The 13838-nt window shown below is 66.2% G+C and carries 14 protein-coding genes; 10 read left to right on the top strand and 4 right to left on the bottom strand.

The window, feature by feature from the left end; genetic code table 11:
* The first annotated feature begins 11 nt into the window (after nucleotides 1-11).
* The 7 genes from gspG to CAG22_RS08815 all read left to right on the top strand — a co-directional run bounded on the left by gspG (nucleotide 12) and on the right by CAG22_RS08815 (nucleotide 4466).
* Nucleotides 12-446 carry a type II secretion system major pseudopilin GspG gene (gene gspG, locus CAG22_RS08780; protein ID WP_013971171.1) on the top strand — a complete coding sequence of 145 codons (435 nt, stop codon included), beginning with the start codon at nucleotides 12-14 and terminating at the stop codon, nucleotides 444-446.
* A gap of 3 nt (nucleotides 447-449) precedes the next feature.
* Nucleotides 450-887, top strand: a complete 438-nt coding sequence (gene gspH, locus CAG22_RS08785; RefSeq protein ID WP_085587583.1) for a type II secretion system minor pseudopilin GspH — start codon at nucleotides 450-452, stop codon at nucleotides 885-887.
* Nucleotides 884-1252 (top strand): type II secretion system protein GspI, encoded by a 369-nt coding sequence (locus tag CAG22_RS08790; RefSeq protein WP_085705302.1) that lies wholly within the window; start codon nucleotides 884-886, stop codon nucleotides 1250-1252. Before gspH ends, CAG22_RS08790 begins: the two co-directional genes overlap by 4 nt.
* 430 nt (nucleotides 1253-1682) lie before the next feature.
* Nucleotides 1683-2354, top strand: coding sequence for a prepilin-type N-terminal cleavage/methylation domain-containing protein (locus CAG22_RS08800; protein ID WP_085705367.1), 672 nt, complete (start codon nucleotides 1683-1685; stop codon nucleotides 2352-2354).
* Nucleotides 2351-3427 (top strand): type II secretion system protein GspL, encoded by a 1077-nt coding sequence (gene gspL / locus CAG22_RS08805; protein ID WP_085705304.1) that lies wholly within the window; start codon nucleotides 2351-2353, stop codon nucleotides 3425-3427. The genes CAG22_RS08800 and gspL overlap by 4 nt, the downstream gene beginning before the upstream one ends.
* Entirely contained in the window at nucleotides 3424-3810 is a 387-nt protein-coding gene (gene gspM, locus CAG22_RS08810; protein ID WP_085705306.1) for a type II secretion system protein GspM, read from the top strand. Before gspL ends, gspM begins: the two co-directional genes overlap by 4 nt.
* Nucleotides 3807-4466, top strand: a complete 660-nt coding sequence (locus CAG22_RS08815) for a general secretion pathway protein GspN (protein WP_085705308.1) — start codon at nucleotides 3807-3809, stop codon at nucleotides 4464-4466. The genes gspM and CAG22_RS08815 overlap by 4 nt, the downstream gene beginning before the upstream one ends.
* Nucleotides 4467-4687: 221 nt before the next feature.
* Here the strand turns inward: CAG22_RS08815 and CAG22_RS08820 are convergent, their stop codons facing one another.
* From CAG22_RS08820 to CAG22_RS08835, 4 genes are all read right to left on the bottom strand, one after another.
* Nucleotides 4688-9211, bottom strand: coding sequence for a hemagglutinin repeat-containing protein (locus tag CAG22_RS08820; RefSeq protein WP_085705310.1), 4524 nt, complete (start codon nucleotides 9209-9211; stop codon nucleotides 4688-4690).
* Between the two features lie 27 nt (nucleotides 9212-9238).
* Nucleotides 9239-10921, bottom strand: coding sequence for a ShlB/FhaC/HecB family hemolysin secretion/activation protein (locus CAG22_RS08825; RefSeq protein ID WP_085705312.1), 1683 nt, complete (start codon nucleotides 10919-10921; stop codon nucleotides 9239-9241).
* Between the two features lie 160 nt (nucleotides 10922-11081).
* Nucleotides 11082-11636 carry a murein L,D-transpeptidase family protein gene (locus tag CAG22_RS08830; RefSeq protein WP_025337906.1) on the bottom strand — a complete coding sequence of 185 codons (555 nt, stop codon included), beginning with the start codon at nucleotides 11634-11636 and terminating at the stop codon, nucleotides 11082-11084.
* A gap of 22 nt (nucleotides 11637-11658) precedes the next feature.
* Nucleotides 11659-12210 carry an NUDIX hydrolase gene (locus CAG22_RS08835; protein ID WP_085587598.1) on the bottom strand — a complete coding sequence of 184 codons (552 nt, stop codon included), beginning with the start codon at nucleotides 12208-12210 and terminating at the stop codon, nucleotides 11659-11661.
* Between the two features lie 124 nt (nucleotides 12211-12334).
* On the opposite strand from CAG22_RS08835, the gene CAG22_RS08840 reads away from it, so the two are divergent.
* Genes CAG22_RS08840 through CAG22_RS08850 form a run of 3 tightly spaced genes read left to right on the top strand, consistent with a single transcriptional unit; the run spans nucleotide 12335 to nucleotide 13690 of the window.
* On the top strand, nucleotides 12335-12934 hold the full coding sequence (locus CAG22_RS08840; protein ID WP_003252125.1) for a CoA pyrophosphatase: 600 nt from the start codon (nucleotides 12335-12337) through the stop codon (nucleotides 12932-12934).
* Between the two features lie 44 nt (nucleotides 12935-12978).
* The gene (locus CAG22_RS08845; RefSeq protein WP_060483639.1) at nucleotides 12979-13503 is read left to right on the top strand and encodes a gamma carbonic anhydrase family protein; all 525 of its coding nucleotides are present in this window, start codon (nucleotides 12979-12981) and stop codon (nucleotides 13501-13503) included.
* 1 nt (nucleotide 13504) lies between these two features.
* Nucleotides 13505-13690, top strand: a complete 186-nt coding sequence (locus tag CAG22_RS08850) for a DUF1289 domain-containing protein (protein WP_170929286.1) — start codon at nucleotides 13505-13507, stop codon at nucleotides 13688-13690.
* Nucleotides 13691-13838 lie beyond the last annotated feature (148 nt).

Below are 13838 nucleotides of genomic sequence, written 5' to 3' on the forward strand. Positions count from 1 at the left end.
GGAGTACTGCCATGCAGCATCGACGTAACCGCCAGCGCGGTTTCACCCTCATGGAAATCATGGTGGTGATCTTCATCATCGGCCTGCTGATCGCCGTGGTCGCGCCCAGCGTGCTGGGCAACCAGGACAAGGCCATGAAGCAGAAAGTGATGGCCGACCTGGCCACCCTGGAGCAGGCGCTGGACATGTACCGCCTGGACAACCTGCGCTTCCCCAGTAGCGAGCAGGGCCTGGCCGCGCTGGTGAAAAAGCCGGCCCAGGAACCGCTGCCACGGGCCTGGCGCAGCGACGGCTACGTGCGCCGCCTGCCGGAAGACCCGTGGGGCACCCCGTACCAGTACCGCATGCCCGGCGAGCATGGCCGGGTCGACGTGTACTCGCTGGGCGCCGACGGCCTGCCGGGCGGCGAAGGCCAGGATGCCGACCTGGGTAACTGGGAGCTGTAACGGGTGCGTCGTCAGCGGGGCTTCAGCCTGATCGAATTGCTGGTGGTGCTGGCCATCGCCGGGCTGATGACCGGATTGGCGGTGGCCGGGTTCGGCAACAGCCAGGCCAGTGTCGACCAGGCGCTGCAACGGCTGGCGAGCGAGACCCGGGCGCAGGCCGCGCTGGCCCGGCATGCCGGGCAGCTGCGCGGGCTGCGCTGGAATGGCCAGCGCCCGGAGTTCGTCCGGCGCGAGGGTAATGGCTGGGTGGTCGAAGCAGTTGCCCTTGGTGACTGGCCCAAGGGGCTGCGCCCGGACTGGCCGGCCAGCCCACAGCCGCGCCTGTTGTTCACCCCGCATGGCTGGGCGCAACCGGGCAACGTGCGCTGGCGCTGGGCTGATGGCAGCCAGCAATGGGCCTGGAGCCGCGATGGCCGCTTGCAGGTGGTGGTCGCCCCATGAAGCCGCATCAGCGTGGCTTTACCCTGCTGGAGGTGACCGTGGCCCTGGCGATCGCCGCGGTGCTGGCGGTGATCACCAGCCAGGTTTTGCGCCAGCGCCTGGCGGTGCAGGACAACCTGCAGCAACACCGCCTTGGCCTGCTATGCGCGCGAGAACTGCAAACCCGCTTTGCCGTAGAGCAGTACTGGCCAGCTGAAAACCAGGTTGGCGGTGAACTGAGCCAGGGCGGCCAGCGCTGCCACTGGCAACTGCAGCTGCGCCGCACCGGCGTACGCGACCTGCGCCGCGGCGAGCTGCTGCTGTTCGCCGACCGCGACCAGCGCCTGCCGCTAGGCCAGTACACCGTGTTCCTGGAGCGGCCATGAGTTACAGAAACCGTGAAGCTTGCGCGGCCCCTGTGGGAGCGGGCATGCCCGCGAAGCAGGCGACTCGGTGTATGGCACCGGCTGCGCCGGTGTTCGCGGGCGCGCCCGCTCCCACAGGGCGGGCGTATACCCGTCAGCCCAGTATCCAGCCTGTGAAGCAGCGACAGGCCGGCCTGCCCCTGGAGCGGCCATGAGTTACAGAGATTGTGAAGCTTGCGCGGTCCCTGTGGGAGCGGGCATGCCCGCGAAGCAGGCGACTCGGTGTATGGCACCGGCTTCGCCGGTGTTCGCGGGTGAACCCGCTCCCACAGAGGCCCGGCTCCACCCCGCGCAGGTGCCTGCCCCTGGATCAGCCGTGAGTGGCAGAGATCGTGAAGCTTGCGCGGTCCCTGTGGGAGCGGGCATGCCCGCGAAGCAGGCGACTCGGTGCATGGCACCGGCTTCGCCGGTGTTCGCGGGCGCGCCCGCTCCCACAGGGAGGGCGCATACCCGTCAGACCGGGACCCAGCCCAGCAAGCACCGCCAGGCCGGCCTTACCCTGATAGAGCTGATGGTCGCCCTGGCACTTACTGCTGTGCTCGGCATCATGCTCGCCGCCCTGGTCAACGGCTGGCTCAAGGTTCGCGAGCGCCTGCAGGTCACCACCCAGGAAACCTCGGTGCTGGATTTCTGCCTGGCCTTGGAGCGTCGCTTCGATAGCCCGGTAATGCGCCGTGTCTACGACCAGCGCCTGCCCTTGGCCAGCCGCTGGCTGGACTGGCAACCGGCAAGCAACCAGTTGCTCTGGGTCGCCATCACCGGCATGCCGGAAGCCGAGGGCGGCTCGCGCCTGCAGCGCCAGCGCCTGCGCTTCGAGGCCCGCGAGCAACGCCTGCTGCTGGAAAGCTCGGCCGATCTCTATGCCGCCGCCACCCCACGCTGGGTCCAGCGCGAGCGGCTCGACCGGGTCAGCGCCATGAATGTTCTTTATTACCAGGGCGGCCGCTGGCTGGCCTGGCCTTCCGACCAACCTGCGCACCCCGGCCGTGGCGTGCGTCTGGAACTGCAGCGTGACGGAGCACCCTATGTCTGCACCTTCGCCCTCCCGTGGGGGCGCTCATGAAGTTTGAATGGCGGCGGCGCAGCCCGGCCCAGTCGTGGTTGTTGCTGCGACCGGGCGTTGTCTGGCACTGGGCGCTGGCCGAGGGCGGCCTTGTGCAACGCCATGGGCAGGGCGAGCCCCCGGCGAACCTGCAGGCCCGTGTGGCGTTGATCCTGCCTGCCGAGGCCTGCAGCTACTTCCGCGTGCCGGCACCGCCGGGGCTCAAGCGTGAAGAATGGCCGTTGTTGCTCGAAGACCGATTGCTGCAGGCCATCGACGAGGTGACATGCGCCTGCCTGGCCCGCGAGCGCGGCCATCTTCGGTTACTGGTAGTGGCCCGTCAGCAACTGGAGGACTGGGGCGGGCAGTGCGCCGAATGGGGCTTGCAGGTGGCACGTTGCTGGGCAGAACTACAGCTGCTGCCGCCCCCCGAGGCGGGCCATGCCTGGCAATGGCAGCGCACACCCGGCATGTATTTGTACAAAGGGCTGGCCGAAGACAGGCAGGAGCACTGGCTAGCCTGGCCGGACGCATTGGGCGAGGTGCCACGGCAACCGTGGGCGGAGCTGCAAAAGGTTCCGCTGAGCGGCGACTGGCCCAGTACGCTGGCACCGCTCGATTCATTGCCCGGCCTGTTCGAGCGTACCCGCAAGGTGCGCTCGCTGCCGGTGGTGTCCCGGCTGCAGCAACGGCTGCTCGCTGCCTGCCTGGTACTGGCTGCCGTCTGGGGCGGGCTGTGGTTGAGCAAGCAATGGGCCCAGGCGCAATTCTGGCGCAGTCAGGTCATCGCCGTGACTGGTGAGCAGGCCAGCCCTCGGCACGCCGCGCAGGCCCTCAAGCGCCTGCGCGAAAGTGAACTGCAACAGCAGCTGCGCACGCGCCAGCTCGAAGACCTGCAGACGGCGTTGCAGGCCTGGCTGCGTGACCACCCCGGCTGGCGCCTGCAAGCGGTGCGCTTCGATGGCCAGCGCTGGCACTTGCGGCTGGAAGGCGAGGGCGGTGCGCCGCCATGGAGCGACATGGCGACAGCCGCCGGGGCCTCGGTCCAGGTGCAGGACGGCCAAGTGGTGTTCGACCTGGGAGCAGCCTCATGAACCGGGACTGGATACAGCGTCATCGCTTGAAGTTCGCCTGGGCACTGATTGCCCTGTTGCTGACCTTCCTGGCCCTGCGCGCAGGCCTTGCGCAATGGCGCGAGCTCAGCCAGTGGCGCGGGCTGGCCGAACAGGCCGCCAGCCTTCAAGGCGGCCCGGGGTTGAACCTGGAGCGGCTCCGACAGTCGGCCCAGGCGCGGCAGATCGAACTGGCCGAGGTCGATGCGCAGGGCAAGACCTGGCAACTGCGTGGGAATGTGGCCGACGAGCGAGTGCTGCAAGGCTGGTTGCAGACCCTGCGTGCAGAAGGCGTACAGCCATTGCAGTGGGGGCTGGAACAGCATGAAAAGAGATTGCGCTTCGACCTGGTGGTGCGGCCATGAGCCGAAGAAGTGTGGCGTGGGTGCTGCTGGTTTTCGCCGTGACATTGCTGGTGGAGCTGCCGGCCAGCTGGGTGGTGCGCGGGATCGGCCTGCCAGCGCGTGAGGTCAGCGGCAGCCTGTGGCAAGGCCAGGCGCAGCAACTGGGGCCGGTCGGGCCATTGCGTTGGGCGGTGCAGCCCTGGCGCTTGCAGGCGAACGCGCAGCTGGGCTTCCAGGGCCAGGCCTGGCAGTTGCGCGCCGAAGGCTGGCCATGGCGTTGGCGGCTGGAGGCGACGGCCATGGGGGCCCAGGCGACGGTGGCGACGGATTACCGCTTGGCCGGCCAGTGGCAGGGCACGTTGCGGGTGCAGGGGGCCGGGCGGCAATGCCGTGCCAGCGAAGGCCGCATGACGGTAACCGACCTTGCCCTGAGCGAGCCCTGGTCACTGGGGTTGGGGCAGGGCTGGCTGGAAATGGACTGCCGCAGCGGCTGGCATCTGCGCGGGCAGCTGGCGCAGCAGGGGCAGCATCAGTTGGCCGTGGATGCCGACCTGCCCGCGCGCCGGGCGCAGGTGGTGGTCGAGTTGCAGCCGGAGGCAGCGCTGACGCCTTTGCTGCGTGGGGTGCAGTGGCTTGGGCCACAGGCGCTTGCAGGGCAGCGGGATCTGCGCTGGTAGACAGGTGTTACCGCCGGCAAGCTGGCTCGGCGTTTGTAGGAGCGGCCTTGTGTCGCGAAAGGGCTGCAAAGCAGCCCCGGGGGTTCAGCGTGTATGCACAAATTGCTGGGGCTGCTTTGCAGCCCTTTCGCGACACAAGGCCGCTCCTACAACCAATCAACTGTCTGGCCCAAATGCTAAAAGAGGGCACGAAGCCCGTGCCCTCCAGCGCGGCGCCTGCTTCAGTTTTTCTTGCCCTGCACACTCGAAGCCCACTGCTCACTGCGATTGTGCCCACTGGTCCTCAACAATCCCAGGTCCAGTGCATTTTCCCCATCCGCCGCACCCTTGCCCTTGGTCAGCTCGGCCACTGCCGTGCCCAGGTCCACCGGTGAGTTGGACGCATCGATCGACACATCCCGGCGATAGTCGTTACCGCTCAGTGTTTCGCGGGTAACCGAGTTGGCGTCGAGCACCACATCGCCTTTGGCCGACTGCAAGCGTGCCCCCACCAGGTGAGCGTTGCCACCAACCTGCAGGTCGATACCGTCGCTACCTTTGAGCGTGGTCTGCTGGCCTACGCTGTCGCGCTGCGCGTGCGACACGTCGAGGCTGAAGGTAGGCGAGAGCCCCGGGTCTGCCTTGCTCAGGGCGGAGCCAGCTTTTTCATTCACCTTGCTCCCCAGCGGCCCTGCCACCGAAGTGGCCGCGTTGACGTAGCCTCGCGGGTTTTTCTCCTGGCTCAGCCGGGCATCGCCTTTCACGCTCAGGGTATTGACGTTGTCCTTGCGGCTGGCGATGCGCAGGTCGCCGTCGATCACTCCATCGATACGCCCCGTCTCCAGGGTGACGCCTTCGAGGCGGGTATCGCCACGGCTTTGCAGGTCGATGCGCTCGGCGCGCAGGTCGCTGGCGTTCCAGGTGAGGTTGTCGCGCTTGTCGAGCTCCACCTTGAGGCGGCCATGCAGGCCGCGGGTGTCGAGCGCGCCCTTGGCCATGTCGAAGCCGGCCCCGGCGGTGATGTCGAGGTTGTCACGTCGCTCCCGGCTGGAGGACGCTTCCACCAGCATGCCGCCATTCGATGCGTCGAGGGTTATCTGTTCGGCCGAGGCCTGCAGGCCTTCAAGGTGCAGGGCGATATCCTCGCGGGCGCTGCTGCCCAGGGTCACTGTGCCGTTGCTGGCGAACAGGGCATTCACCGCCTGGCGTGCCTCTTCGTCCTGCTTGCCGTGGCTGAAGTGGCCGCCGATGGCACCGCCCTTGGTGTTGCCAGCCTTGACCGCCAGCTCCACGCCGCCGCCCATCTTGGCGCCGGTAGCGTTCTGGGTGTCGCTGGCCGCCTTGACCTGCAGCCGACCGCCGCTTTGCAGTTGAATGTCGCCGGTCTTGGCCTCACGGCTGCCAATGCGGGTGCCTTCGAGCAACAGGTCGCCGCCACTGCTCAGCTGTACCTGGCCCTTGGCGTCGATCTGCGCCACCTGGGCCTTGCTCTGTGTGCTCTGGTTCTGGCCGTGGTCGAGGTAGCCCCGGCCATCGACGCCGGTGCTGCCCGGGCGGTTGCCGACCTTGGCCCAGGCATTGCCGTCGAGCTGGCGTGACTGCTGTTCGGTCTGGTCGTTTGCCTGTGGCAATGTCAGCGAACCGGCACTGCTGATGACCACGCTGCCTTCACCGCCATCGATGCGCGTCCCTTCATAATGGCCAGAGCTGCCCAGTTGCACCTGGATGCCCTGTTGCCCATACAGGCTGCCGGGGACGGCGCTGCTGGCGCTGTCCTTCTTGTCCAGCGAGCCGCCTTTGCCGGCGGCGCGTGCATTCAGGTCTTCGCCGGTGCTGGTGTCCAGGCGCACATCGCCGCCGTAGGCCAGGCGTTGCACGGTGTTTTCCTGGGTGTTCTCGGCCGCCTGCATCTGGTGTTGTCGGGCCTCGATCTGCAGCTTGTCGGCGTTGGCGCGCCAGGCGGTGCCCTGGTCGGTGATGTTGTCGGCCTTGACTTCGACCTTGGCCCCGGACAACTCGCTCACCTGGGCAAAGCCGCGGCGCTGGTTTTCCAGGCGCTTGAGGTGCTCCACGGTCATGTCGGCGCCAACGCTGGGCGGCGCCATGGCGTCTTCGGGGGAGGCTTGCTGGAAGCGCGCGGCTTCTTCGCCCAACACCAGGCGTTCGATGGGGCGGGTAAGGTCGCGGTACTCGACACTGGCGCCGAGGCTGCCCGACCAGTCGTCACGGCTTTGTTCACGTTCCTCGGTATCCTGCACCGCGCGGTTGTCGATGCGTTTGGCCGTTACCTGCAGGGTGTTGCCGGCCTTGACGCGTGCGGCCTCTGTGACCAGTTCATCGCCATTCAGCTTCAGGTCGCCGCTGGCCTGCAATGTGCTGCGTTGCACCTTGCTGTCGCGTTCGGTCTGCACCTGGCGGTTGTGATGGCCTTCGAACAAGCTGCCCAGCCGGTCGATGCCGCCGGTCACCGTCAGGCCACCGCCACTGTTGGTGGTGCTGGTGGTTTTGTCGCGGTCGTTGCGGGTTGCCCCCAGGGTCACCTTTTGGGCCTGCACATCGAGGTCGCCTGCGGCGGCCTTCACCGTGGAACCGTTGACTTGCAGGTGAGCCCCGCTGCCAAGGCTCACCGAAGCGCCCTCTAGCTCACTGGCAACCTGGCTGGTGGTGCGCTGCTTGCTGCTGGTGGTGGCGACGTCATAGGCAATGCCGGCCGAATACTGGCGGGACTCGGGCTTGCCATCCTCGGCCTCCTGGGTCTGCTTGGCGCTGGCGGTGAAACCACGTTGCTGGTTACGGGTTTCGCGCTCGTCAACCGCTTGCGCGCTGGTAATCAGCAGGTCGCCCTTGGCCTCTACCTGCAGGTGCCCGCCCGCTGCGACCTTGGCGCCCTGGATGCGCATTTCCTCGGCGCTGGCCAGGCGCAGATTGGTGGCCGAGCTGACGTCGCTGGTAAGTACCTGTTGCGTACGCTCGGTGTTCTCGTGGTCGCTGCCAATCAGGCCGAACAGCTTGCTGTCGCTGGTACGGTCGGTGGAGGTGGTGCGGCCATGGTCGGCTTCGATGGCCAGTGCACCTTTTGTGCTGTAGAGCACCGCGTCCTCCTTGCCGTGCACGGTACTGCCCTTGATGGCAACCTGGTCAGCTACCACGGCCAGCTTGCCATCCGCCGTGACACTGCTGCCGGCAACGGCCTGGCCTTCGCTGTCGTTACCCTTGCGGTCGCCAAAGAAGGTGCCGGATACCAGGTCGCCACGATAGTCGCGCCGGGTACCGCGCTCCTGCAGGGCGGTGGTACCGATGGTTGCGTCCTTGGCCTCGATCGCCATGTCGCCGCGGCTGTGCAGGCTGCTGCCTTTCACATCGACGGTATTCTTGGCCTTCAGCGTCATGCGCTGGGCCTGGAGCGCACTGCCTTGCGCGGTTTCCTTGTATTGGTCGGTATCGCTGTCACCGCGCCACAAGTCCTTGCGGTGGCGCACCTGCTCTTCGGTTTGCTGGCTGTCGATGCCGGCAGCGATAGCCAGGTTGGCGCCGCTGTCGAGGGTCAGCTCATTGCCAGCATCCACCTTGGCAGCCACCAGGCGCATGTCGTCAGCGGATTGCAGCAGCACGCCGTCCTTGCCTTGCAAGCTGCTGCCCTGTTGCTGCTGCTGGGTGGTGGTGGTTTCGCGGTTGTAGGTTTCGCGGGTGACGAACAGGAACTTCTTGTTCCAGCTGTCGCTGTCGCGCTCGATGTTCTCGCGGGTCGTGGCATCCAGCGTGAGCTTCTTGCCGGCCTTGGCCTCGATTCGTCGAGCTTGCCCATCGACGGTTTCGAGGGTCAGGTCATCGGCAGCGGTCAGCCGCAGATCACCCTGTTCGCTGTGCAGTTCGACGGGGTTGTCGGCCTTGCCGCTGACTTGCAGGGCGCCGGCCGACTGGATGTCGACCCCGTCGATACCCAGCAGCTGCGATGCCCCCACACGCACACCGGCACCTTCTGCGGTGCTCACCACGCGAATGCGCCCGGCGCGCATGGCGCCGAACAGGCTGGCATCGATGCTGGACGGGGTGGCGGGCAGGTGTTCGACAATTTCGCCGCTGGTGCTGTCGATGCGGTTGCGACCGACGGTGATATCGATCGAGTTGCGCGCCATCAGCAGCCCTTTGCCGTCCACGCGCGGGGCGATCAGCTCGAGGGCGCCGTTGGGGTTTCGCTGGCCGCCCTCGAGCACTTGCAGGGTACCGCTGGCGTTCAGCGTGTCGAGGTACTTCAGTTGCTGGCCCTCGAACTCGGGGCTGCCCACCACGAAGCCGGCGCGTGTGGTGTTGATGAAACTGCCGCCGTTGAGGGTGATGCCATTGGGGTTGGCCAGGATGTAGTCGGCCGGGCGGCCGAAGATTTCCTGCGGCCCTTCGATCAGCGAGGCGTTGCGGCTGACCACCTCGTTGAGGATGGTCGAGGCGGCCTGGCCCTGGAATTGCGGGTTGGCTGCCAAGGCGCCGGCCAGTTCCGACTGCCCGGCCTGGGTGGCATTGTTCAGCACCACCCCGGAGCGGTCGACGTTGTAATCGAGGAACTGGTTGTGCGACAGCCCGTTGGTGTTTGGCGCGACAATATCGATGACCGGGACGCCGTGGCCGTCGTTGATGACCGGTGTGCCGCCGGGGCCGCTGGTTGCGGTCAGGCCGCCCTGGGCCAGTGCGGCGCCGGGCCCGAGCAGGGCGAGGAAGATGGCCCAGCGCAAGGTATCTGGGCGGGAAGACGACTGCGAGAGTGTTTGCATGTTCTCGTTCTCTTTGTTGTGGGTGAATCAGATGTTCAGGGCCAGTTCCACTACCCAGAAGCCAGGTTCCAGCAGCGGGCGGGGCAGGTCGCTGGCGTACAGCGCGCGTTGGTAGCCCAGGCGCAGGTGGCTGCCGGGCAGGCTCAGTTCGGCACCGGCGGTGGCCCCGGCAAGGCGTTGCGAAGGCTTGCCTTCGGCAGTGCGGGTCCAGCCCAGGTCCAGGCCGATGTAGGGGCGTACTTGCAGGGGAGCGGTCCAGCCCTCCGGCAGCGGCTGACTGACGGTGTTGCGCCAGGCGGCGCTGCTGGCACCGGAGTAGGTACGCAGGCGAAACCCGCGCACGGCCGAATCGTCGCTGACCAGCAACTGCTCGACGGCGGGTAGCGGGTCATTGCTGAATTGCAGAGCCAGCTCGCTCTGCCAGCGCCATGGGCGGCTGGCCGGGCCCTGGCGCAGGTGCAGCAGGTTGGCGCGGTACTTGCGAAAATCCGGGCGCAGGCGTTCCGCCCCCAGCGGTGAGCGGTCAGCGCCGAAGGCGTCGATACCCTGGGCGACACCGAGGTAGCCATTCCACAGGCCTCCCTGGAGCCAAAGCAGGTTGATACCCGCCTCCACGGAGACCAGGGTGGGGCTCTGCTGGACGATCACCGCTCCGGCGCTGCGGTTGACCATTTGCTTGCGGTCCAGCCGGGCGCTGGCGCTGAGCATGCCTTGCTGGTTGCGCCACAGCACCCGCTCGACGCTCACGCCCTGGTAGCTGCTACTGCCGTCGGCTATCTGGCGGCTGTGGGGGAGCGGCGCCTCGTAGCGCAGCTCGCTGGCGCTGAGTGCGAAGGTCCAGGCGCCGTAGGGGATGCTGTAGTACAGCGAGATGCCTTGGCTTTGCCCGGGCGCATCGAGCACCGTGCCGTTCAGCGACAGGCGCAGGTCATCATTGAGGCCCAGCGGGCTGTCCAGGCCGAAGCCGAGGTTCAGGCGATGACGCCCGGTCAGGTCGCTGCCGCGGTTGTCGAGGCGGCTGTCCAGGTGCCCGCGCGAGGCCACCTTGCGCGGCTGCACGACAACCCGGGTGCCGCCCTGCAGTTCGCCGGGCAGCAATTCTGCGGACAGGTCATAAGCGCGCAGGCGGTTGAGCTGGTCGAGGCCTTGCTCCAGGGCTGGCAGGTACAGCGGCTGCCCGAGCAGGCCGGGAAAGGCGCTGGGGAGGGACAGGGGCAATTCGGGGCCGGCCATTTCGATGGACTCGACGAACCCCTCGACGATGACCAGGTTCAGCGGTGCGCCGTCTTGTGGCGGTTGCTGCAGGTAAGGCCGGCTGGTTGGGTATCCGGCTTGTACATAGCGCTGGGTGATGGCTTTCAGCAGCCCGTTGATTTCCGCAATGCCCATGCACGGGGTAATGAACCTGCGAAGGGTTGGCGTTAGCGCCGAGTCGGAAAGCTTGCGGTTGCCGGCCACGCGTACGCCGGTGATGGCCCAGCAGCGCTGGTCGTGCGAGAGGGGGGCGGTGGTGTCGTGGCTTTCAGCCGGGGCGGGCTGGCGCTGCCAGCGTTCCAGCCGCTGTTGCTGTTCCAGCTGTTGCAGCCCGCGCTGCTGATCGCGCAGTTGCTGGCTGGCGGGGTCGTCGGCCAGCGCCCGGGTCGCGGCCAGCAAACCGGACAGGCAGCAGGTGAGCGCCCAGCAGGTGGCGCGGTGAATGTGGAACGGCATTGAAGCACCCCGCAAATGATGTACGGATTTCGTACTCGTCTGCGTGGATGCTAAAAACTAAGGGGTTCGCCTGGATGCAGTACCCGGCCTAAGCGCTTGTAAGGCGCGTTCTTGCCTGGAGGTGGGAAGCTTCCTACAGCATCAGTTGAAAGGCCCGCTATCAGGGCCGAATTTCGATCAACGTGCCATCCCGCACCAGGTCCCACACTTCCTGCATGTCGCGGTTACGCATGGCAATACAGCCGTCCGTCCAGTCCAGGGTGTGGAAGTACCACTCCGGATACTCGTCGTTGATCGGTGTGCCATGGATCATGATCATGCTGCCGGCGCTCACCCCTTCGCGGGTGGCACGGGCGGCATCGGTGATGTTCGGGTAATTGATGTGCATGGCCAGGTTGAAGCGGTCGCTCTGCTTGCGCCAGTCCAGCCAGTACAGGCCCTCGGGGGTTTTCTTGTCGCCTTCGCGCTCCTTGGCGCCCTTTGGCTGCTTGCCCAGCGAGATACGGTAGGTTTTCAGCGGCTCGCCACGGCTGATCAGCTGCAGGCGGCGCTCGGACTTGATCACCAGTACCTTGTCGATCAGCGGTTGCATGGCCTGCTGCGAAGGCGATGGGGTTTGCGCTGCCGGCTGGGGCTTGCGGATGATGGTCTCGGTGAAGGCCGCCTGGGACACCGAGGTAACGCAAAGGCAGAAAAGGGCAAGCAACCAGCGCATGTAACGGTATCCCTGAAGGCTTCTAGGTAATGGGCGAGACGTTCATCGGCGGCAGGTATTCATGGCCTATGGGGTAGTGCTGCCCGATGCGATCGCGATAGTAGCATTCTAGTGTGCGAGTGACGGTGCGGAAAGCCAGCTCGCCCCACGGTATCTCATGTTCCTCGAACAGCCGCACCTCCAGGCTTTCGACACCGACCGCGAAATCAAGGTCCGCCAATTCGGCGCGGAAGAACACGTGCACCTGGTTGATGTGTGGCAAGTCGAACAGCTGGTACAGGTTCATGCTGCCGACCCGGGCGCAGGCCTCCTCGACGGTTTCGCGACGGGCGGCCTGATCGAGGGTTTCGCCGTTTTCCATGAAACCGGCAGGCAAGGTCCAGAAACCGCGGCGTGGCTCGATGGCGCGCCGGCACAGCAGCACCTGGCTGCCCCAGGTCGGCAACACGCCGGCGACGATGTTGGGGTTCTGGTAGTGGATGGTCTGGCAAGACTCGCAGACATACCGCAGGCGGCTGTCGCCCTCGGGGATCCGCTGAGTGACCGGCTGGCCGCACGCGCTGCAGAATTTCATGTGTCGTTCCTTTTGCTCTGGGCTATCTTGGCGCGCCGGCCGTGCTGCCGCAAGCGCACGGGGCTTGGGTGCTTCGCGCCTTTGGTGCATCATGCAAGGCAGGCCTTGGATACGAGCGTGCGCAATGCTGGACGAGCTACTTCGCCGAATGAGCAACCACCAACCCGCATCACTGGAAACCGACCGGCGGTTCCCCGAAGCGGCGGTCCTCTTGCCCATTACCCGCAGCGAAGCGCCCGAACTGGTCCTGACCCTGCGCGCCAAGGGCCTGTCCACCCACGGCGGCGAAGTGGCCTTTCCCGGTGGCCGCCGCGACCCGGAAGACCCGGACCTGGTGTTCACCGCGCTGCGTGAAGCGGAAGAAGAAATCGGCCTGCCGCCAGGCCTGGTGGAAGTGATCGGCCCACTCAGCCCGCTGATTTCGCTGCACGGCCTGAAAGTGACGCCATTCGTCGGGCTTATCCCCGATTTTGTCGAATACCGTGCCAATGATGCCGAGATCGCGGCAGTATTCACCGTGCCGCTGGAATTCTTCCGCCAGGACCCGCGCGACCATACCCACCGTATCGATTACCAGGGGCGCAGCTGGTATGTGCCCAGCTATCGCTATGGCGAATACAAGATCTGGGGGTTGTCGGCGATCATGATCGTCGAACTGGTCAACCTGCTGTTCGATGCCGGCATCAGCCTGCACCAGCCCCCTGAGCGTTACATCGAAAACTGAGCGGGGCCAACCCCGTCGTCTGCGTTGCAGCCTGAGGAGCAAGCATGAAATACCGCCTGGGCGACCTGCGGGTCGAGAGCCACCCCACCAGTTGGGCCGCACCCAACGCCACGCTGATCGGCAATGTTCGCCTGCAGGCCGATGCCAGCGTGTGGTTTGGCGCGGTGCTGCGCGGGGACAACGAGCTGATCGACATTGGTGAGGGCAGCAACGTGCAGGATGGCACGGTGATGCACACCGACATGGGCTCGCCGCTGACCTTGGGCAAGGGCGTGACCGTTGGCCACAACGCCATGCTGCATGGTTGCACGGTGGGCGACTACAGCCTGGTAGGCATCAATGCGGTGATCCTCAATGGAGCGCGCATCGGCAAGCATTGCATCATCGGCGCCAATGCGCTGATTGCAGAGGGCAAGGAGATCCCTGACGGTTCGCTGGTGATGGGCTCGCCGGGCAAGGTGGTGCGCGAGCTGACCGAACAGCAGAAGCGCATGCTCGAAGCCAGCGCCGCGCATTACGTGCACAATGCCCAGCGTTATGCACGGGAGTTGGTGGTTGACGATGAGTGATGTGGTGGAGCGGCCGGTGGCCTCGCCGTGCGTGAGTATCTGTGCGCTGGACGAGCAGGATATCTGCACCGGTTGCCAGCGAACCGTGGCCGAGATCGGCCGCTGGGGGCGGATGGACAATGACGAGCGCAGGGCGGTGCTCAAACTTTGCCATGAAAGGGCAGTAGCTGCCGGCCTCATCCTGTAGGCTGACGCGTACCCTGTGGGAGCGGGCGTGTCGAGGCGTCGAACCGCCGCGAAGCAAACACCGCGGTGCATGGCACCGGCTTCGCCGGTGTTCGCGGGCCCGCCCGCTCCCACAGGATGTGCGCCAGGCATGGATTGGTGCCGTACCT

Source organism: Pseudomonas sp. B8(2017), from assembly GCF_002113575.1.
Taxonomy (GTDB): Bacteria; Pseudomonadota; Gammaproteobacteria; order Pseudomonadales; family Pseudomonadaceae; genus Aquipseudomonas; species Aquipseudomonas putida_Z.

What these genes read in the sequence shown, in the direction of transcription:
- gspG (WP_013971171.1), top strand. Translation starts at nt 12, where the DNA reads ATGCAGCATCGACGTAACCGCCAGCGCGGTTTCACCCTCATGGAAATC.
- CAG22_RS08790 (WP_085705302.1), top strand. Translation starts at nt 884, where the DNA reads ATGAAGCCGCATCAGCGTGGCTTTACCCTGCTGGAGGTGACCGTGGCC.
- CAG22_RS08800 (WP_085705367.1), top strand. Translation starts at nt 1,683, where the DNA reads ATGGCACCGGCTTCGCCGGTGTTCGCGGGCGCGCCCGCTCCCACAGGG.
- gspL (WP_085705304.1), top strand. Translation starts at nt 2,351, where the DNA reads ATGAAGTTTGAATGGCGGCGGCGCAGCCCGGCCCAGTCGTGGTTGTTG.
- gspM (WP_085705306.1), top strand. Translation starts at nt 3,424, where the DNA reads ATGAACCGGGACTGGATACAGCGTCATCGCTTGAAGTTCGCCTGGGCA.
- CAG22_RS08815 (WP_085705308.1), top strand. Translation starts at nt 3,807, where the DNA reads ATGAGCCGAAGAAGTGTGGCGTGGGTGCTGCTGGTTTTCGCCGTGACA.
- CAG22_RS08820 (WP_085705310.1), bottom strand. Translation starts at nt 9,211, where the DNA reads ATGCAAACACTCTCGCAGTCGTCTTCCCGCCCAGATACCTTGCGCTGG.
- CAG22_RS08825 (WP_085705312.1), bottom strand. Translation starts at nt 10,921, where the DNA reads ATGCCGTTCCACATTCACCGCGCCACCTGCTGGGCGCTCACCTGCTGC.
- CAG22_RS08830 (WP_025337906.1), bottom strand. Translation starts at nt 11,636, where the DNA reads ATGCGCTGGTTGCTTGCCCTTTTCTGCCTTTGCGTTACCTCGGTGTCC.
- CAG22_RS08835 (WP_085587598.1), bottom strand. Translation starts at nt 12,210, where the DNA reads ATGAAATTCTGCAGCGCGTGCGGCCAGCCGGTCACTCAGCGGATCCCC.
- CAG22_RS08840 (WP_003252125.1), top strand. Translation starts at nt 12,335, where the DNA reads ATGCTGGACGAGCTACTTCGCCGAATGAGCAACCACCAACCCGCATCA.
- CAG22_RS08845 (WP_060483639.1), top strand. Translation starts at nt 12,979, where the DNA reads ATGAAATACCGCCTGGGCGACCTGCGGGTCGAGAGCCACCCCACCAGT.